Source organism: Roseateles toxinivorans, from assembly GCF_004362525.1.
Lineage (GTDB): Bacteria > Pseudomonadota > Gammaproteobacteria > Burkholderiales > Burkholderiaceae_C > Paucibacter > Paucibacter toxinivorans.
The window spans coordinates 493,910-513,382 of the sequence record NZ_SNXS01000002.1; the positions used below are offsets into that span (position 1 = coordinate 493,910).

The 19,473-nt window shown below is 66.9% G+C and carries 18 protein-coding genes; 4 read left to right on the plus strand and 14 right to left on the minus strand.

From position 1 onward, the window contains the following. Positions 1–3: 3 nt before the first annotated feature. From DES47_RS07985 to DES47_RS07995, 3 genes are all read right to left on the minus strand, one after another. Positions 4–693, minus strand: a complete 690-nt coding sequence (locus tag DES47_RS07985) for a DUF6515 family protein (protein WP_133700153.1) — start codon at positions 691–693, stop codon at positions 4–6. Positions 694–856: 163 nt separating this feature from the next. Continuing rightward, positions 857–1,243 (minus strand): DUF4148 domain-containing protein, encoded by a 387-nt coding sequence (locus DES47_RS07990; protein ID WP_133700154.1) that lies wholly within the window; start codon positions 1,241–1,243, stop codon positions 857–859. A 151-nt stretch (positions 1,244–1,394) separates the two neighbouring features. After that, positions 1,395–2,369 carry a LysR family transcriptional regulator gene (locus DES47_RS07995; RefSeq protein WP_133700155.1) on the minus strand — a complete coding sequence of 325 codons (975 nt, stop codon included), beginning with the start codon at positions 2,367–2,369 and terminating at the stop codon, positions 1,395–1,397. 86 nt (positions 2,370–2,455) lie between these two features. Between DES47_RS07995 and DES47_RS08000 the strand changes: the two genes are divergently transcribed. Further along, positions 2,456–3,037 (plus strand): class I SAM-dependent methyltransferase, encoded by a 582-nt coding sequence (locus DES47_RS08000; RefSeq protein ID WP_133700156.1) that lies wholly within the window; start codon positions 2,456–2,458, stop codon positions 3,035–3,037. Positions 3,038–3,200: 163 nt separating this feature from the next. Here DES47_RS08000 and alkB read toward each other — a convergent pair whose 3' ends face one another. The 9 genes from alkB to DES47_RS08045 form a co-directional block, all read right to left on the minus strand. Then, positions 3,201–3,851, minus strand: coding sequence for a DNA oxidative demethylase AlkB (alkB, locus tag DES47_RS08005; protein ID WP_133700157.1), 651 nt, complete (start codon positions 3,849–3,851; stop codon positions 3,201–3,203). A 20-nt stretch (positions 3,852–3,871) separates the two neighbouring features. Further along, complete coding sequence (locus tag DES47_RS08010; RefSeq protein ID WP_133700158.1) at positions 3,872–4,798, minus strand: M14 family metallopeptidase; 927 nt, start codon at positions 4,796–4,798, stop codon at positions 3,872–3,874. 40 nt (positions 4,799–4,838) lie between these two features. Further along, a complete protein-coding gene (glk, locus tag DES47_RS08015; protein WP_133700159.1) occupies positions 4,839–5,804 on the minus strand; it encodes a glucokinase in 966 nt (321 codons plus the stop codon). Between the two features lie 18 nt (positions 5,805–5,822). Then, positions 5,823–6,854, minus strand: a complete 1,032-nt coding sequence (locus tag DES47_RS08020; RefSeq protein WP_133700160.1) for an ABC transporter ATP-binding protein — start codon at positions 6,852–6,854, stop codon at positions 5,823–5,825. Positions 6,855–7,232: 378 nt separating this feature from the next. Continuing rightward, complete coding sequence (locus DES47_RS08025) at positions 7,233–8,594, minus strand: GH1 family beta-glucosidase (RefSeq protein WP_208114936.1); 1,362 nt, start codon at positions 8,592–8,594, stop codon at positions 7,233–7,235. A gap of 26 nt (positions 8,595–8,620) precedes the next feature. After that, positions 8,621–9,451 carry a carbohydrate ABC transporter permease gene (locus DES47_RS08030; protein ID WP_133700161.1) on the minus strand — a complete coding sequence of 277 codons (831 nt, stop codon included), beginning with the start codon at positions 9,449–9,451 and terminating at the stop codon, positions 8,621–8,623. Further along, complete coding sequence (locus DES47_RS08035) at positions 9,438–10,373, minus strand: carbohydrate ABC transporter permease (protein WP_243748208.1); 936 nt, start codon at positions 10,371–10,373, stop codon at positions 9,438–9,440. The genes DES47_RS08030 and DES47_RS08035 overlap by 14 nt, the downstream gene beginning before the upstream one ends. Positions 10,374–10,385: 12 nt before the next feature. Continuing rightward, complete coding sequence (locus DES47_RS08040) at positions 10,386–11,630, minus strand: ABC transporter substrate-binding protein (protein ID WP_243748209.1); 1,245 nt, start codon at positions 11,628–11,630, stop codon at positions 10,386–10,388. 98 nt (positions 11,631–11,728) lie between these two features. Continuing rightward, positions 11,729–14,131, minus strand: coding sequence for a TonB-dependent receptor (locus DES47_RS08045; protein WP_133700163.1), 2,403 nt, complete (start codon positions 14,129–14,131; stop codon positions 11,729–11,731). 252 nt (positions 14,132–14,383) lie between these two features. On the opposite strand from DES47_RS08045, the gene DES47_RS08050 reads away from it, so the two are divergent. Continuing rightward, positions 14,384–15,937: a tryptophan halogenase family protein gene (locus DES47_RS08050; protein ID WP_133700164.1), complete on the plus strand. Its 1,554-nt coding sequence runs from the start codon at positions 14,384–14,386 to the stop codon at positions 15,935–15,937. Here the strand turns inward: DES47_RS08050 and DES47_RS08055 are convergent. Beyond that, positions 15,934–17,013 carry a LacI family DNA-binding transcriptional regulator gene (locus DES47_RS08055; RefSeq protein ID WP_133700165.1) on the minus strand — a complete coding sequence of 360 codons (1,080 nt, stop codon included), beginning with the start codon at positions 17,011–17,013 and terminating at the stop codon, positions 15,934–15,936. The genes DES47_RS08050 and DES47_RS08055 overlap by 4 nt on opposite strands. Before the next feature lie 98 nt (positions 17,014–17,111). Further along, on the minus strand, positions 17,112–17,504 hold the full coding sequence (locus DES47_RS08060) for an HU family DNA-binding protein (RefSeq protein ID WP_133700166.1): 393 nt from the start codon (positions 17,502–17,504) through the stop codon (positions 17,112–17,114). Between the two features lie 226 nt (positions 17,505–17,730). On the opposite strand from DES47_RS08060, the gene DES47_RS08065 reads away from it, so the two are divergent. Both DES47_RS08065 and DES47_RS08070 read left to right on the plus strand, forming a co-directional pair. Beyond that, positions 17,731–18,456, plus strand: a complete 726-nt coding sequence (locus DES47_RS08065) for a GntR family transcriptional regulator (RefSeq protein ID WP_243748210.1) — start codon at positions 17,731–17,733, stop codon at positions 18,454–18,456. Positions 18,457–18,467: 11 nt separating this feature from the next. Then, on the plus strand, positions 18,468–19,466 hold the full coding sequence (locus tag DES47_RS08070; RefSeq protein WP_243748211.1) for a tripartite tricarboxylate transporter substrate binding protein: 999 nt from the start codon (positions 18,468–18,470) through the stop codon (positions 19,464–19,466). Positions 19,467–19,473: the final 7 nt, after the last annotated feature.

A 19,473-nucleotide genomic window follows, 5' to 3' on the forward strand; every position in this document is an offset into this window, starting at 1 on the left:
GGATCAGCGCACCGTGTAGCCGCGGCCATCCATGCAGGCCGCCACCGCGCGCTGGAACACGCTGGCATCGACCTGGGCCGCGGGCTGGGTGGTGGCCCAGCGGTTGCATTCCTGGCGGTCGCTTTCGGTCTGCTGGGCATTCTGGCCGGAGCGTGGGTAGATGATGGGATCGGGCGCCGGTTTGGCTTCGGGCAGCGGCGGCAGCGGTCTGGCCTGCTCGGCGCCCGGCGGCGGCGGCACCACCGTGTAGCCGCCGTCGGTGGCCGCCGTGTAGTAGCTGCCGTTGGCATAGTAGTAGCGGGTGCTGTCTATCCATAGCGGCGTGTAGGCCGGTGGCAGCACCGGCACCACGATGCCGAAGGGCGGGGCCACCACCCGGTAGCGGCTGCCCACCGGGCTGAACCAGACACCGCTGTGGAAGAAGTAGCTGCCGCGCCCGTGGCCAATGCTGATGGCCCCGGGCGGCAGGCCGATGGACACATAGCCGCGCGAAGGGTAGTAGTGGTTGTGCTGGTAGCGGCGGTCCAGCTGCCAGTGTGGCGAGGCGTGGCTACCGCCACCGCGCTGCGGGCCGACATAGCCACCGTGGCCGCCATGGCGCTCCTGCGCCTGTGCGGACGGGCCGGCCACGCACATCAGCATCGTGGCGGCGAGCAGTGCCGCCGGCTTGAGTGGTTTGAAATTGAGCATCATGGTGGCTTGCCTCCGGCGCATCGGCGCCCAGGACCCACTCTGCAACGGGCTTCTGGCGCGCGTGTGAACGAAGTGTAAAGAAACTGTGCCCGGCCTGACGTGAGGTCAGGGCCGGGCATGGATGAAGGTGCAAAAGGGTCAGGTATTGCCTTGCGGCCTCGCATCAGCGGTTCGGCTTGCCGGCCTTGGCCTCCTGGCGCGCTGCGTTCTCGGCCCGCGCGGCAGCAATGTTCTGCGTCGTGAACGGATCGGCCTCGTTGTTGCTGGCCATCATGCCCTCGGCGCGGGCCTGCACCAGCTCGGCAATCACCTCGGCACGCGAGCGGCCGCCAAAGGTCTTCACCGGCGGGGCCAGCTCGGTGTCGGCGGCCAGCCTGGCCACCGTGCCGTCGGCGCGGGCCTGAGCCAGTTCGGCCTGCACGGCCTGGCGTGTCTTGCCGGCATCGGCCGCCATGGCCTGCTGGGTCATGGCCAGGCTGCCGAGCAGGGCCAGCGTGGTGGTGAGTGCGAATTGCAGGGTGCTGCGGGAAATGGGCTTCAGGAATTTCATGGTGATTCACTCCGGTTGGTTTGCTGAGTCGAAGAGCAACAGCGCCTTCGATGGAGTGAACTTTCGTGCTTGAGCGCCGCGGCTTCCAGCGCAATGCGATCAAGCCAGGGCGGTGCGGCGCGAAGCGTTGGCGCTGCGGCGCCAGCGGTTGTCAGGCCGGCAATGCTGCCGCGTGTTCCTGCGCGTCGGGCAGCAGCCAAGGATCACGATCCTCACCGCCAAAGGTCTGCACCAGGAAGTCGATGAAGGCGCGAGTGCGGGCCGGTACATGCTGGCGTGTGGCCATGGCCACCGACAGCTGCACCTTGCTGAGGCGCCAGCCCGGCAGCACATGCTCCAGGCGGCCGTCGCGCAGCGCCTGCTCGGCCACAAAGGTGGGCACACCCGCCAGGCCGACGCCGGCCAGGGCGGCGGCGTAGTTCATATCGGAGTAGCTGCTGATCAGCACGCCCGGCGGCGTGGCCAAGGTCACCGAGGCGGGCTGGCCCGGCTGGGCATGGGCCTGGCTGCGGTAGTAGGTGACTTCGCGCCTGACGGACGAGTTGGCCGGCAGTATGACGTCGTGCTGCAGCAGGTCGGCCGGTTGGCGGGGCCGCCCGCGCCGGTCGAGATAGGCGGGCGAGGCGCAGGTCAGGTACTCGGAGGTGGCCAGACGGCGCGCGATGAAATCGCCCTGTAGATTGCCCTGCGCCGTCATCAGGATGCAGACATCGAAGTTCTCATCCATCGTCTCCACCGGCCCGGGCAGGCTCAGCTCCAGCATCACATGGGGGTAGCGCGCACGAAAGCGCGGCAGATGCTTGGCCAGTTGGTGGATGGCAAAGGCCGGCGGGGCCAGCACCCGAAGCAGGCCGCGCGGATCGGTGGCCGAGGCGCCGGCCAAGGCATCGGCCTCGTCAACGGCCAGCAGCACCGCACGGGCGCGCTCCAGATAGGCCTCACCGATCTCGGTCAGCGCCATCCGGCGCGTGGTGCGGTTCAGCAGCCTGGCGCCCAGGTGCTGCTCCAGCTCGGCCATGACGCGGGTGACGACGGTCGGCGCCATGTCCAGCGCGCGTGCGGCCGCAGCAAAGCCGCCCTCGCTGACGACGCGCACAAAAACCCGCATTGAACGCAGCTGATCCATGGTGCTCTGGCGATGTGATCCGCAATTTGATACTGATGTGCGAGTATCGGCGCTCCGGCGTCAAGCCGCATGAACCGAACGCAGAGATGGACAACGACGATAGCTGGCTGCAGCCCTGGCTGCCCTTGATGGCCCGGCACAGCGCCGGCCGGCCGATACTGGAATTGGGTTGTGGCAGCGGGCGCGACACCGCCACCCTGCTGGCCCACGGGCTGGACGTGGTGGCGCTGGATCTGTCGGAAGAGGCGGTCGCCGAGGCGCGCCTGAGAGCGCCGTCCGCGCGCATCCACCGCCAGGACTTGCAGGCACCGTTCCCGCCCGAGGCCGAGGGCTGCTCGGTGGTGCTGGCCTCGCTGAGCCTGCACTACTTCAGCTGGCCCGATACCCTGGCCCTGGCGCGGCGCATCCATCAGTGGCTGCCGCCCGGCGGCCTGCTGGTGTGCCGGCTCAACTCGACCCGCGACGTGCACTACGGTGCGGTCGGCCATCCCGAGATCGCGCCCCGCTACTATCTGGTTGACGGCTTTCCCAAGCGCTTCTTCGATGCCGATGATGTGACGCTGATGTTTGCCGAGGGCTGGTCGACGCTGAGCTGCAAGGAGGGGGTGATTGGCCGCTACGAGCATCCGAAATGGGCTTGGGAAGTCGTGCTGCAGCGGCTGGCCTAGGGCCTGTTGACGCTACGTCTGCCTGATGCGTTGCCACACAAATCGCCGTGAACTAGGCGCAAAACGAAACCGGGGTAGGCCCCCCGGTGAGGCTTTGCAACGACGTGCACGGCCATTTGTGTGGCAGCCCTGCTCGCACAGGCAGACGTAGCGTCAACAGGCCCTAGCCGGCACGCCGGAAGGTCAGGTTGTAGCGGCAGCGGCCGGTCAGCCCATGTTCGCCCTCGGCCAGCGCCGCCACGCCGTGATAGGCCAGCCTCGAGGGCCCGCCCCACACCACCACATCACCGCTTTCCAGCCGGGTGCGCTGCAGCGGCCCGCTGCGCGTCAGGCCGCCGAACTGGAACACTGCCGGCAGACCCAGCGACACCGAGACGATGGGCTGGCGCCGGTCGCGCTCATCACGGTCCTGGTGCAGGCTCAGCTTGGCGCCGGGTACATAGTGGTTGATCAGGCAGGCGTCGGGTCTGAAGCCTTCGAAGCCGGCGGCCGTGGCAGCTTCGAGGGCCAGTCGCTCGAACAGCGCCGGCATCGGGGGCCAGGGCTTGCCAGTGAGCTGGTCAAGCGCATCGTAGCGATAGCCGCGCGCGTCCGACACCCAGCCCAGGGCGCCGCAATTGCTCATCGCCACCGACATCGTGTGGCCGCTGGGTGTCAGCAGATGGCGCAGCGGGGCCTGTGCCAGCAAGGCTTCGATCTCGTCCAGCAGGGCCTGCTGCCGGTCTTGCGCAAAGGCCTGCAGCACCCAGGCGCCCTCGGCCAGGGCCTGCCGCGAGGGGCTGCGGGGCTGATCGGCGAACAGGTCGGCCGTCATGGCCAGCGCCCCTGGATCGCTCAGCCCAGCGGACGGGTGAGGTACACACCCTCGCGGCCGACGATGGGGCTGCGCGTGGGCATGAAGATGGTGCAACCCTCGCACAGCGCGCGGATCTCGGTGTCGCCATCGGTGGCGATCAGCTCGCCCTCGGCGAACACTTCCAGGCCCACCACCGGGCGGGCGAAGCGGAAGTCGGCGTTCTGCACCACATGGGTTTTCATCAGCGCGTAGCGGCGCGCTGCGGCCGGCGTAGTTTTCGGGTGATCAATCAGCCCGAAGTGGGCCAGGAACTCCAGCGTCACGGCCACCGCCGTATCGGCGCTGGCCTGCTTGAAGTGCTGGCCGCATTCGACCACCAGGGCCGCGCCGGGGCCGTCGGCCTGGCCGTGCCGCCCATGCTGTATCAGCGGTGTGCCGGACTGCATGCCGCTGGGCATCACCATATGCACGGCCGGCTGCGACAGCGCGCTGGCCAGCTCGGCATTGCGGGCGTAGTCGGGATAGACCCAGAAGGGCACCACGTCCTGCGAGGTCGAGTGGATGTCCAGGATGTGATCGGCCGCGGCCACCACCGAGCGCAGCGCGCGGGCGCGCCGCAGCTCGATGCTGTCCTCGGGTCCGTCCAGCCATTCGGCCGACCAGATGCGGTTCAGGTTGTGGTCGATCTGGCGGCTGTCGAAGGGCTTGTCGGCATTGAAGCTCTCATACGCCTGCACGTTGGCGAAGCTGACCGTCAGCGTGCCTATCTTCGGGCGCACCGCGTTGTCGAGCAGATGGGCAGCGGCCACCATGCCGCAGAACTCGTTGCCATGGGTCAGCGCATTGATCAGCACATGGGGCCCGGGCTTGCCGGACTCGAAGCGGTGCACATAGTCCACGCCGACATTGCCGGCCTTGTAGGGCGACAGATCGCGGGGCAGGACTTCGAAGGCGGGTGTTGACATGGCGGATCTCGCTGTGGGGGGCGAGGCCAGTCTAGCGCCGTCAGTGATGGGCTCCCGCATCGAGTGCGCGGCTGGCGCCCAGCAGCGCGGCCTGGTCCCCTGCCTGGACGACATAGGTCGGGATTGCCTGCAGATAGCTGCGGAAGCGCCCCTTGGCCTCGAAGCGCTCGCGGAAGCGGCTGTGGTCGAACCACTCACCCAGCCGCGGCACGATGCCGCCGCCGATGTAGAGGCCGCCGCGCGCGCCCAGGGTCAAGGCCACATTGCCGGCCACATTGCCCAGCAGGCTGCAGAACAGCTGCAGCGCGGCCACGGCCAGCGGGTTGCTGGCGTCCAGCGCGGCGCTGCTGATGTCCTTGGCGTCCAGCGGTGCCTCCGGTTGGCCACGCACTTCGGCCAGGGCCCGGTACAGATTTTCAAGACCTGGCCCCGACAGCGCCCGCTCGGCCGAGACATGGCCGAAGCGGCGCTGCAGCACCTTCAGCACCGCATCCTCCTCGGGCTCGCAGGAGCTGAGCGTCACATGGCCGCCCTCGCCGCCGATGGCCAACTGGCCGGCCAGCAGCCCGCTGACGCCCAGGCCAGTGCCGGGGCCGACCAGGCCCAGCGGTGCGCCATCGACCGCCGCGCCGCCGCCGACCTGGCGGCGCGCCTCGGGGGCCAGCGCGGGCAGGGACAGCGCCAGCGCGGTGAAGTCGTTCAGCACCACCAACCGCTCGGCGCCCAGCGCCTGCTGCAGCGCGGCGATCGAGAAACCCCAGTGGTGGTTGGTCATCTGCACATGGTCGCCGGTGATGGCGGTGGCAATGCCGATTGCGCACCAGCGCGGCCGGCCCTCGCCGCGCGCGGCCAGATGGTGCTGCAGCGCATCCCACAGGGTCGCGAAGTCGGCGCAGGCATAGCTGGCCATGCCCATCAACGGACCCTGCGCCACGTACTGGCTGGCAAAGCGCACATTGGTGCCGCCGACATCGGCCACCAGGCGGGGAAAGCTGCTCGACTTCATTCTCTGGGCACTCCAATATCAGGAAAACAGCGTCAGGCCCTGGGCATCGAAGGCCAGCACATGCGCATCGTCGAACTGCAGCCGCACCGGCTGGTGGCGTTGCAAGGCCAGGCCCTCGGCGGCGCCGAGCTTGACGGCGACGATGTCTTCGACGCCGACCACGCGCACATAGGCCAGGCAGGCATCGCCCAGGTGCTCGACCAGCTCCAGCGCACCGGCAAGACCCGGTCCCGCATCACCCGCCACGCAGCGCAGATGCTCGGGGCGCAAGCCGACGCTGGCGGTGCCGGCGGGTAATAGGCCAGGCATCAAGGCAGAGGGCAGGAAGTTGATACGCGGCGAGCCCAGAAAGCCGGCGACGAAGCGGTTCACCGGCCGGCGATAGACCTCCATCGGCGGGCCGACCTGCTCGATGCGGCCGCCATTGAACACGGCGATGCGGTCGCCCAAGGTCATCGCCTCGACCTGATCGTGGGTGACGTAGATGATGGTGGCGCCCAGTCGCTCGTGCAGGCGCGACAGCTCGACCCGCATCTCGTTGCGCAGCGAGGCATCCAGGTTCGACAGCGGCTCGTCGAACAGAAATACCTGCGGCTCGCGCACGATGGCCCGGCCTATGGCCACCCGCTGCCGCTGGCCGCCCGACAGCTCCTTGGGCCGGCGCGCCAGCAGCGGCTCAAGCTGAAGGCTGCGTGCGGCCTTCAGCACCGCCTCGTTCACCGTGGCCTTGGAGGCGCCGGACATCTTCAGCCCGAAGCCCATGTTCTCGGCCACTGTCATGTGCGGATAGAGGGCATAGCTCTGGAACACCATGGCCACGCCACGCTGGGCGGGCGCTAGGTCTGTGACCTCGCGCTCGCCGATGAAGATCTGGCCGGCGCTGACGTCTTCCAGGCCGGCGAGCATGCGCAAGGACGTGCTCTTGCCGCAGCCCGATGGGCCGACCAGGACCATGAACTCGCCATCGTTTACGTGGAGGTTCAGGTTGCGGACGACGGCCGCGTTGTTGCCATAGCTCTTGTCAACGCTCTTGAAGCTGAGACTTGCCATCTTCAGTGGCTCCGCTTCGTTTGGCTCGCCACTTGATGTGTGTAGCGGCAGCGACGAGGGCGCGCCGGCCGCAGCGGGCTGAAGCATCGTCCGGTCCTGCTCGGACCGGGCATCGGCTTCTTTATGCCCGCTGCGACCGGCGCGCCCTCATCGCTGCTGCACAGTGTGTGCAGGCTCGCCATTCCGCCAGACGCGAGCACTGCGCGGGGTTGGTGGCCACCAGCGCATCCGCAGAGGGGGTGGGGGGCCGGCCACGGCGGGCATAGAGAAGCTGGAGGTCGGGCCGAACGGACCGGCCCAAGCTTCAGCCCGTGGTGGCCGCCCCCCCGCCTCCTCTGCCGCCCCATAGCCGCGACGCGCACGTCGATCTTCTTCATCTCAGGCCTTCAAATCGTGGTGGGCGGCGATGAACTCGCGGTACCAGTTCGCGCTGTCCTTGGCCAGGCGCTGCTGCGTGGCGAAATCCACATGGAACAGGCCGAAGCGCTTGGTGTAGCCCGAGTTCCACTCAAAGTTGTCGAGCAGGCTCCAGTAGAAATAGCCGCGCACATCGGCGCCCAGATCGATGGCGCTGGCCAGCGCACGCAGGTGCTCACGCAGATAGGCGATGCGCTCGTGGTCGGTGACGCGGCCATCGATCACGGTGTCGGCATTGGCCATGCCGTTTTCGGTGATGTAGATCGGTGGCGGCGAGTATTCGCGGGTGATGCGCACCAGATGCTGGGTCAGGGCCTTGGGGTAGATTTCCCAGCCCATGTCGGTGAAGCCCTGCTTGCCCGGGGCCGGCACGGCCGGCAGCCGGGTGCTGATGAAGCTGCGGGTGTAGAAGTTGACGCCCAGAAAGTCCAGCGGCTGCTGTATCAGGGCCAGGTCTTGAGGCTCGATCACCGGCGCATCCTCGCCCAGATGCTCGATCACATCGGCCGGGTACTGGCCGCGGAAGATCGGGTCCATATACCAGCGCACATTCAGGCCATCGTCAATGCGGGCGGCGCGGCGGTCGGCCTCGGTGGCCTGGGCCGGAAAGGCGGGCGTGTGGTTCAGCACCACGCCCAGCGGCGTCTTGGTTAGCGGCCGCATCGCCTGTATCGCCGCACCATGGGCCATCATCAGATGGTGAGAGACCTGGGCGGCGACGGCGCGGCTGGTCAGGCCCGGGGCGAACTGGGCGGTTTCGTAGCCCAGGGTGGCCACGCACCAGGGTTCGTTCAGGGTCGAGAGGCTGGCCAGCCGGTCGCCGAAGCGGCGGGCCACCTCGGCCGCGTAGTCGGCGAACAGCGGCACGATCTGGCGCGAGGCCCAGCCGCCGAATTCGTCGTGCAGCGCGGCCGGCAGGTCCCAGTGGTACAGCGTGGCGTGGGGCTTGATGCCGGCAGCCAGCAGTTCGTCGATCAGCCGGTCGTAGAAATCAAAGCCGGCCTCGTTCCAGGCGCCGCGGCCCAGCGGCTGCAGTCGCGGCCAGGCGAAAGAGAAGCGGTAGGCGTCCAGGCCCATCCCCTTCATCAGCGCCACATCGTCCTTGTAGCGGTGGTAGTGGTCGCAGGCCACGTCGATGTTCGAGCCATCGTTGATGCGCCCGGTCTCGCGGCAGAAGCGGTCCCAGATCGAGTCGGCCTTGCCATCGGTCAATGCGGCGCCTTCGATCTGGGCGGCGCTGGTCGCCGCTCCCCATTGGAAGTCGGGTTTGAAGGCGCGCGCCAGTTCGGCGATCGAGACCGGGGTGTTGTCTGTGGCGTTCATGGATTCAGTTCAGTCAAGCAAGAGAGCTAACCGCGTACGGCGCCCGAGGTCAGGCCAGCCACCAGTCGCCTGGCGCTGAAGAAGAAGACGATCAACAGCGGCAACATCGCGATGGCGCTGCCCATCATCAAAGCGCCCCACTCGGTGTTGTTGGGGCTTTGCATCGAGCGCAGGGCCAGCGGCAGCGTGTAGTTCTCGGCCGAGCGCATCACCACCAGCGGTGCGACGAAGTTGTTCCAGGACGAGATGAAGGTGATCAGCCCCAGCGTGCCGAGTGCCGGGCCGAGCAGCGGCAGCACCACGCTCCAGAAGATGCGGAACTCGCCGCAGCCGTCCATCCGCGCGGCATCTATCAGGTCGCGATGGATCGCCGAGCCTATGTACTGGCGCATCATGAAGATGCCCAGTGCCCCGGCGGCGGCCGGGATGTAGAGCGCGCGTGGCTGATCGATCCAGCCTAAGGCATCCATCACCATGAAGCTGGGGATCATGTTCAGGAAGCTGGGCAGCATCATCGAGGCCAGCACCACGGCGAACAGCTCGCGCTTGAAGCGGAACTCGTAGGTGGCGAAGGCGTAGCCGGCCAGCGAGCACAGCAGAAGGTTCAGCGCCGTCGTCATGCTGGCCACATACAGGCTCATGCCCAGATTGCGCCAGAAGGGCAGACGCTCCAGCAGCAGGTCGAAGTTGCTCAGTGCCGATGTGCCGAACCAGGCCGGCGGCGGCGAGTTGAAGATCTCGGTGCGCGGATGGGTGGCGAAGACGAAGGTGAAGTAGAACGGCGCGATCAGTATCAGCGCGCCGGCACCGACCAGCAGCCAGGCCATGGCGGTGGAGGTGGTGTCAGCGCGCCGCATGTTCACCTCCGACCTGACGGCCGAACAAGCGGCTGTTGAGCCAGGTCAGCACCGCAATGACGATGAACAGCAGCCAGGACACGGCCGAGGCGGTGCCGAAGTCGCCATCCGAGAAGGCCAGCCGGTACATGAAGATGGCCGTGGTCATCACCGACTGGCTGACGCCCTTCTCGATGTCCACCAGGATGAAGGGTTCCTCGAACAGCTGCAGATTGCCGATGAGGGTCAAGGTGACGGCGAAGAACATCATCGGCTTTAGCAGCGGCAGCGTGATGTAGCGGAACTGCTGCCACTCGCCGGCACCGTCGAGCGTCGCGGCCTCGAACAGGTCCTTGTCTATGACCTGCAGCGCCGACAGGTAGAGCACCACATTCCAGCCCAGGAAGCGCCAGAACACGACGAAGGCGACTGCCGGCTTGGTGTAGGCGGCCTGGCCCAGCCAGTCGATGCTCTCGGCCGGCATCAAGGTGCCCAGCAGCGGCACACGGGTCAGTTCGGCGAGCACCGCGTTGATCACGCCATAGTCCTTGGACAGCAGCGTGCTGAAGATCAGCGCGATGGCCACGCTGGAGGTGATGTAGGGCAGGAAGTAGGCCCCGACGACGGCATTTCGCGTGCGCTTGAGACGCCGGTTGATGAAGTAGGCCAGCGGCAGCGCCAGCAGGTGCTGGGGCAGGCCGGAGACGATGGCGAACCACAGCGTGTTGTAGAGCGATTTGTGGAACCAGGGGTCTGTCAAGGCGTAGCCGTAGTTCTCGAGTCCGACCCAGCGCATCGCGGCCAGGCCGGCGGCCGGATCCCATTGGTGCAGCGACAGCCAGATCGAGAAGCCCAGCGGAAACAGGCCGAACACCAGGAACAGCACGAAGAAGGGCGCGATGAAGAGATAGGGCGCGACGTCGCGGGCTTTGAGTTGACGCATCTTCATCACCACTCAGCGGCGCGCGCGGCGCGCGATCAGCGACTTCGCATCGGCCAGCGCCGTCTTGATGTCCTTGCCCTCGGCCACCACCTTCTCGAATTCGTCGCGGATGATGTCGGTGGCCACCGCGTCGTACTTGCTGACCGGAATCGCCGGTACCTTGGCCGCAATGTCGCGCCACAGCAGCCGCGCCTTCTGGCCGCCGAGGAAGGCGATCGGCTCGTCCATCAGCGCGTCCTGGTGCGCGGCGATCAGCGCCGGGAAGGTGTCGAGCACGCGCAGCGAATTCAGCTGCGTGTCCTTGTTGGCGGTCATGAAGCGGATGAAGTCCCAGGCCTCGGGCTTGTGCGCGGCCTTCTTCGGTATCGCGTAGAACGAGCCACCGTAGGAGCCGTACAGGCCACCGGGCAGATTGGCCGAGCGCCACTTGCCCGCGGTGTCGGGTGCCAGCCAGTTCTTCAGATGGCCGGTCAACCAGGCGCCCATCATCTGCGTGGCGATGCGCCCCTGCTTGAAGCCGGCCGCCCATTCATTGGTCCAGGATGTGGCCTTGGCATCAAGCCCGGCCTGGCGGGCCTCTCGGCCCAGTTCGAAGGCACGCACGAAGCGCGGGCTGTCGACCAGCACCTGGCCCTTGGCGTCGAAGTAGATGCCCTCGCCGTCCTTCAGGCCGGCGCGCAGCGCGATGTCGCGCAGATCGGCGGCATCGGCCAACAGGTAGGCGCCGGTGGCGGCCTTGATCTTCTTGCCGGCGGCGATATAGCTGGCCCAGTCCCGGGTCAGATCGGCTTCGGTGACGCCGGCCTTGTCGATGATGTCCTTGCGGTACAGCAGGGTGCCCGGGCCGATGTCGGTGGGCATGGCGGCCAGCGCGCCGCTGCTGCTGGTCGCCTGCGTGTAGGTGTAGCGCACGAACTGCTCGCGCAGCGCCAGGCCGTTGAAGGGCGGTTTGGCCAGGTCTTCCAGGCCGCCGCTCTCGGCGAACTTGCCGATGAAGCGCAGGTCCAGCGCCATCACATCGGGCAGGCCCGAGCCGGTGGCCAGGGCGGTGGTCATCGCCGTGTGGTGGTCGGCGTACTGCAGCGAGATGATCTTCAGCTCGACGTTCGGGTACTGCCTGTTCCAGGCCGGCACGGCTGCCTTGGCGGCGCGGTCCAGATCGGGGAAGGTGGCCACGGTCAGCGTGGTCTTCTGTTGCGCCTGCGCCGGGGCAAGCAGGACGGCGGCGAGGGCCAGGGTAGCGAGCTTCATGGACATGGGGGCGGTCTCCATTGAGGTTCCCTCGGATTAGAGCCTCAACGGAGGGGTTTGAAGGCCGGGCCAAGGCCCGGGCATACGCACAATCCCTTCTCGACTTAGAAGTTGTAGCCCGCATTGATCGCAAAGGTGCGCGGTGCGATGTACTGCGCCGTCCAGATCGGGTTGGCGAACGAGCCCGCGCTGCCGGCACTGGTCTTCACCCTGGCGTCCGACAGATTGCGAATGAAGGCATCGACGTACCAGTTCTTCTTGGCGCTGTAGCGCAGGCCCACGTCGGCGGTCGAGTAGGCCTTCTGTCGGTCACCGTCGCCCAGGTTGAAGACCGACAGCCAGTTCGCCGTCTGGTAGTGGTAGCTGATGCGCGGCGCCAGCGTGTTGCCGTCGCTGAGGTTGAAGGTGTGCTCGTACTGCAGCTGCAGCGCGAACTTGGGCGCGTGCGGCAGCTCGTTGCCGGTTACCCTCAGGCAGTTGCCGCCCAGCGCCGGGTCGAAGCAGGCCGGCAGCTGATAGTCGTTCGATGCGGCGACGAGTTCCCCGAGCTTGGTTTTTGTGTAGGACAGGGTCAGCCCCAGCTTGCCGTCGTTGCCGACCCGGGCGGCCAGCTCGGCCTCCAGGCCCGAGACCTTGGCGCCCTCGGCATTGCTGTAGGCGAACTGCCGGTTGCCATTGACGATCACCGGCGCGCTGAACTGGAAATCCTTGAAGTTCATGTGGTACGCGCTCAGATTGAAGGTCATCCGGCCGTCCATCAGCGTGCTCTTCAGACCCGCTTCGTAGTTGGTCAGGGTCTCGGGGCCGTAGTGCAGACCACCGTCGCCCGAGCCGCCCGATTTGTAGCCGGTGGAGATGCTGCCGTAGACCATCATGTCCTTGCTGAGGTCGTAGTTGGCGCGCAGCAGATAGGTGGTCTTGCTGCCGGTGTAGTGGGCGTCGTTGATATTGCCGGCGCTGTAGCCATTGCCCGGCTGGGTGGGGTCCAGTCCGGCGTTCAGCGGCACTTGCGGCACGGTCGCGTCATAGGTCCAGAACCAGCCGCGGCCGCCGATGTTCTTGCGGTCGTCATGGGTGTAACGCAGGCCGCCGGTGAGGTGCAGCGCATCGGTCACATTGAAGGTGATCTGGCCGAACACGGCCTTGGAGTCCACCGTCTCCTTGGGCTGGATGAAGGAGCCCTGCCAGCCCACGGTGCCCTGCTGCGTGCCGTTCATGATCGGGATGTCGAAGCGTATGCCGTTGTCCTCGGCCGCGTAATAGACGCCCAGCATCCAGTCGAGGTTCTTCTTGCCGGTGGACTGCAGGGTCAGCTCATGGCTGTAGTTGTTGTACTTGGACCAGACCGTGTTGTCTTCCTGATGATTGGCACCGGTGGTGAAGCTGGTCGGGATCTGCACACCCAGATCCTGGTCATAGGTGCCCGAGCCCTTGAAGCGGCCTATGCCCGCCACATAGGCCAGGCTCATGCCGTTGAAGTCGTACTCGACGCGGCTGCGCACGGCGGTGGCGTCACGCGACAGCGAAGGCGCGGTGTCGATCAAGGCAGACCAGAACTTCTCGCCGGCGCGCGGCGTCTGCATCAGGCTCATCGAGGGCGTGCCACGGTCGCGGAACTGCTCGAACGACAGGTCCCAGCGCAGCTCGTTCGATGGCTTGAACAGGAAGCTGACGCGTGCCGCGCTCTGGTTCTGCGCGTTGTACTTCGGCCCGCCCTGCACGAACAGATTCGGGTTCAGCGCCTGGAAGCCTGTCAGGCTGCCGCCGTTGGCGGCCGCATAGGCCGTCTGCTGGCTGGCAAGCGAGAGCTGGGGCGAGCGCTGATAGTCCACATAGCCGTCATGCTGTTCGTGGACAAAGGCAAAGCGCATCGCCAGCGTGTCGTTGATCGGCACATTGACGGCGCCCCGCGCGCCCAGGCGGTTGTAGCTGCCGACGCCGCCCTCGAAGTAGCCCGATTGGCTCTTCAGCACCGGCTTGGCGGTCTTCAGATTGATCGTGCCTACGGTCGAGTTGCGACCCCACAGCGTGCCCTGCGGGCCGCGCAGCACCTCCAGGCCATCGAGGTCGAACAGCAGGGTCGAGGCGCCCTCGGGCCGCGGCGAGAACACGCCATCGACGAACAGCGCGACCTCGGGGTCTGCGTACTCGGTCTTGGCGCTGTCGTTGCCGATGCCGCGCAAGGTGATGCTGACGATGCCATGGTCGCCCTGGCCCGTGCCCTGCAGGCTGGGCACGAGGTTGAAGACATCGAGCAGGGTCTGGGCGTGCACGTCTTCCAGTGCCGATGCGCTGACGGCGGTGATGGCCACCGGAGTCTTCTGCAGCGAGGTCGTCTTCTTGGTGGCCGTCACGGTGACCACGGGCAGCTTGGTGGGATCGGCCGCCGTGCCCTCAGCAGGGGCCGTCTGCGCGCAGACCGAGCCGGCGCCGGCCAACAGCGTGATCACGGCCAGCTGGACGGGCGTGCCCAGAAACATCCGGGGCTTGGGTGAGCGAGTCGTCATGTTGTCTCCTGTTGTGGATGGGTGCATGGCACCCAGCGGTTGACCTGTTGTCGGTCTTTGTTCGCCGGCTTGCGGCGACATTTCTCATGATCCGGGGCGGATGGTAATCAGCCGATGACAACGTTGTCAATTGGAATCTCATGGATTTATGACAACGTTGTCGTTTTCCCTAGTTCGCCTACTCGACAGGGCCGGTCAACACTACAGTTGCCGCAGTGTCCCCTATGGTTTGTTTCGAAAAAGGTGAAACGCATGAAGCCCATCCAAGAGGTCTTGATCGTCGGTGGCGGCACGGCGGGCTGGCTGACTGCCGCCTTCTTGGCCAAGACCCTGGGCACGGCCGCTGGGGGCGTGAAGATCACGTTGATCGAGTCCAGCGAGATCGGCATCATCGGCGTCGGCGAGGGCACCTTCCCGTCGATCAAGGGCACGCTGGCGGCCATAGGCATTGACGAGGCCTGCTTCATCCGTGCCTGCAATGCGACCTTCAAGCAGGGCATACGTTTCGATCACTGGGTGCGGCCGCCCGGCACGGCCGGCCATGACCACTACTTCCATCCTTTCAGCGCGCCCAGTCAGCGCCCCGGCGGGCCCGAGCTGCTGCCCTACTGGCTGCTCGGCGCGGCCCGCGGCAACACGGCCTTCGCCGAGGCCGCGACCCTGCAGAAGCGCGTTGCCGATGCTTCGCACGGCCCGAAGCGCTTCACCGATGCCGACTTCATCGGCCCCCTCAACTACGCCTATCACTTCGACGCCGGCCGCTTTGCTGCGCTGCTGTGCGAGCACGGCCAGTCGCTGGGCGTGCAGCAGCTGATCGGCACGGTGGAGCGGGTCGAGCTGGCCGAAGACGGTGCGATTGGCTCGGTCGTGACGCGCGAGCATGGCTCGCTGACCGCCGACCTCTACATCGACTGCACTGGTTTCCGCGCCGCACTGATAGGCACTGCACTGGGCTCGCCGTTTCGCAACATCAACGACCAGCTGTTCGTTGACCGCGCGGTGGCCGTGCAGGTGCCTTACGAAGGGCCCGACAGCCAGAACCATCCAATAGCCTCGTACACCATATCGACTGCCCACGAGGCCGGCTGGACCTGGGACATCGGCCTGCAGCAGCGCCGTGGCGTGGGCTACGTCTATTCCAGTCGCCACACCGACGATGGCCGCGCCGAAGACGTGCTGCGCGGCTATATCGGCCCTGCCGCCGAGACGCTGAGCCCGCGGCTCCTCAAGCTCAATGTCGGCTACCGCGAGGTGCAATGGGTGAAGAACTGCGTGGCCGTGGGCCTGAGCGGCGGCTTTCTCGAACCACTCGAATCATCGGGCATAGGCCTGATCGAAACGGCGGCCTATCTGGTCGGCTTTCTGTTCCCGGCCGATGGCAACATCGCGCCGGCGGCCCGGCAGTTCAACGACCAGATGAAGGCGCGCTATGAGCGCATTGTCGATTTCGTCAAGATGCACTACTGCCTGACGCAGCGCAGCGATACCGACTTCTGGCGCGACAACGCCGATCCGCGCTCGGTGCCCGACTCGCTGCGCGAGAAGCTGGCGATGTGGCGCTGCCGGCCGCCGCACCGGCTGGACTTCGTCACCGACCTGGAGATGTACCCGCCGTCGAGCTGGCAGTACGTTCTGCACGGCATGGAATTCGGCTGCGATATCAGCGCCAGCCGCGCCGCCTACCCGCGCATCGACGATGCGCGCAAGGAGTTCCAGATGATTCGGCAACTGTCCGAGCACGCGCTGGGCGATCTGCCCACACATCGCGCACTGGTCGAGCGCATGTGCGCACGCGCGGCGGTTTAGCGTTTTCTGGCCTTGCCCGCCACGCGGGCCGGGCGATCAAACGGCGCGCTGGTCGAGTCGCGTACCACCAGCTCGTAGGGCAGCACGCGGTGCAGGCTGGCCTCGGTCGGCGGCTCGGCATCGCTGCGGTTCGCGCCGATCAGCATCTCCACCGCCGTGCGTGCCATCTGGTCCACCGGCTGGCGCACCGTGGTCAGCGGCGGCCAGACCAGGCCGGCCGCCGGTGAATCGTCGAAGCCGGCGATCGACAGATCGGCCGGCACAGCCAGGCCCAGGCGCTGCGCCGCGGCCAGCACACCCAGCGCCATATCGTCATTGCTGGCAAACACGGCCGTGGGCCGCACGCGCCGGCTCAGCAACTGGTGCGCGCCCTCGACGCCGGTCTTGAAAGTGAAGTCGCCCTGGTGCACCAGCTCCGGGTCAACGGCCAGACCATGGGCGCGCATCGCATTGTCAAAGCCCTGGTAGCGCCGCGCCGAGGCCGCCTGGTCGGTCGCGCCCTTGATGAAGGCGATGCGCTCATGGCCGAGGCTTATCAGGAGATTGGTCACCTCCTCGGCCGCATGCACATCGTCCATGCAGACGCTGGGCTGACCCTTGACTTGGCGGCCCGGCGACATCAGCACGCAGGGCGTCTGGCTTTCACGCAGGGCCTTCAGCACCTTGGGGTTGTCGCACAGCGGCGGCGTCAGCACCATGCCGTCGGGGCGCAGCGCCGAGACCATGCGCTCGACCTGTTGGTCGATATCGGCTGCGTCGTTGTGCAGCGACTCCACCACCAGGTGGTAGCCAGCCTCGCGGCAGCGCAGGGTGGCGCCCTTCTGCACACCGGCCACAAAGGCCGCGCTGGGGTCGTAGTAGAGCAGACCGATCAGAAAGGAGCGCGCGCCCGCCAGGCTGCGCGCCGACAGCTTGGGCCGGTACTTCAGCGCCGCCACCACCTTGAGCACCTGCTCGCGCGTGGCCTCCTGCACGCCGGGCTCCTGATTGAGCACCCGCGACACCGTCTTGATCGACACGCCGGCCTGTGCGGCCACATCCACAATCGTCGGTGCTGAACCTGCTCTGCTTGCCACGGGGCTTGATCCTTTAGTGAGGGGAGCACTGTGCCACAGACAAAGAAAAAGCCGGCCGTCCTTGCGGACGCCGACTTCGCTACAAGGCTGAGCCCTGCTTACTTCTTGGCCTTCTTGACGGCAGCCTTGGCAGCCGGCTTTGCAGCAGCTTTGGCGGCGGGCTTGGCAGCCTTGGCCGGAGCGGCGGCGACCTTGGCGGCCTTGCGTGCTGCAGCCTTGGGATCAACGGCAGCCTTGAACGTGGCGCCCGGGGTGAACTTGGGCAGCTTGGCGGCAGCGATCTTGATCTTGGCGCCGGTGCTGGGGTTCACGCCCGAACGGGCGGCACGTGCGTGCTGCTTGAACGAACCAAAGCCAGGGATGGCCACTGCGCCGCCCTTTTTCACCGTGGTGACGACTGCGTCCAGCAGCGTCTCGAGGATGCGGCCGGCTTCGGCCTTGGTCAGCGCATGCTTGGTGGCCAGGTGTTCAATCAGTTCGGTCTTGTTCATTCCAGAGTCTTTTCTCAAGTGATGCCCGACCATCTCGGGCGGCGCTATTGTCGTTGAAACGCCGACCCTGCCTGGGAGCGGGCCGCAACGCCGCGCCGCCAATGAGTGAATCCTGCGCGGATTTGCCCTCCGAGCGGGCAGGCACCGATGGTTGACAGGTGCATGGCAGGTGGCCTACATTCCAGATAATCCTCTATAGGTCTAGATGAATATGGAATCACCCCCGATGAAGCTGGTCAGCCAGTCCGCCGGCCAGAGCCGCTATGGCGCGCTGGCCGCCGCGTTGAAGGCGCGCATCGTGGCTGGTGAATGGCCGCCTGGCAGCGCCTTGCCGGCCGAGCAGACCTTGGCCACCGAGCATGGCGTGGCCCTGGGCACGATGCGTCAGGCCCTGGCCCTGCTGGTCGATGAGGGTCTGGTCAAGCGCATCCATGGCCGCGGCACCTTTGTCTGCTCGGGGCTGACCGGCGCGCCGATGCTGCGCTTCTTTCGCTTCGGCGACGGCGCGGGCGAGGTGCCGGTGTCGCGCATCGTCTCGCGTCAGGTGCTGGCCGCGCCGGCAGCCGTGGCGCGGGCGCTCGGCGTAGGGCCGGGCGATGCGACGCTGCGCCTGCGCCGCCTGCGCTCGCTCGACGATGTGCCGCGCCTGGTCGAGGAGATCTGGCTGCCCCTGCCGCTTTGCTCGGCCTTGCAGGACGGTGATACGTCCGCCTGGGGTGACCTGCTCTATCCGCATCTGGCGGCGGCCTGTGGGGTGCATGTGCACCGCGCCGTCGATGAGATCGGCTTCGGCCAGCTCAACGCTGCCGATGCAAAGGCACTGAAGCTGCCGACGGGCCACCCCAGTGCGGTGGTGCGACGGCAGGCCTTCGACCTGACCGGGCGTTGCGTCGAATGCCGCACCACGCGGGGTGATGCGAATGCCTTCCAGTACACCGTATTCATTACCTGAAAGGGACGATCTTGAACACAAAACTCTGTTCATCGCCGACCCGCCGGCGCCTCGTGGGCGCGGCGCTGGGGTCGGCGCTGCTGCCCTGGTACGCCGCCGATGCGTCGGCTGCCATTGCCGGCGGCAAGACGATCACGCTGGTGGTCTCCTATCCGCCCGGCGGCGGGGCCGACCTGATCGCCCGGCTGATAGCGCCCAAGCTCGCCGAGGCCCTGGGCCAGCCGGTGATCGTCGAGAACCGGCCCGGCGCCAGCGGCACGATCGCCGCCGGCCAGGTGGCCCGCGCTGCGCCCGATGGCACGACCCTGCTGGTCGATGCCTCCTCGTTCGCCGTCAATCCGGCGCTGTTTGCCAGGCTGCCCTACGACACCGCCACCGCCTTCGAACCGCTGGGCGTGATTGCGCAATTCGCCAATGTGCTGGTCTGCACACCGAGCTTCGAGGCCAGGACCGTGGCCGATGTGATCCGCCTGGCGCGCGCCAAGCCCCGCCAGATTGCCTATGCCTCATCGGGCAATGGCTCGGCCCAGCACCTGGCCGGTGCGCTGTTCGAGGAGTTGGCCAAGGTGCAGCTGAACCACGTGCCCTATCGCGGCGGCGGCCCGGCGCTGACCGACGTGATGGGCGGCCAGGTGCCGCTGTTCTTTGCCAACGTGGCCTCGTCCATGGGCCATATCCAGGCCGGCAAGCTGCGCGCGCTGGCGGTCACGGCCAGGCTGCGCACCCGGGTGCTGCCCGAGGTGCCGACGATGGACGAGCTGGGCGTCAAGGGCCATGAGGTGCTTGAGTGGAACCCGGTGCTCGCACCGGCCGGCCTGGCCCCGGCGGTCAAGGCCAGCCTGGTGGCGGCCCTGCGCAAGGTGAAAGACGATGCCGAGGTGGTGGGCCGGGTGCGTACGCTGGGCGGCGACATCTTTGCCGGCGACGAGACCCAGGCCTCAGTCTTCCTGAAGCAGCAGCAGGCGCTGTGGGCCAAGGTGGTCCGGCAGCAGGGCATCAACCGCGATTGAGCGTGCA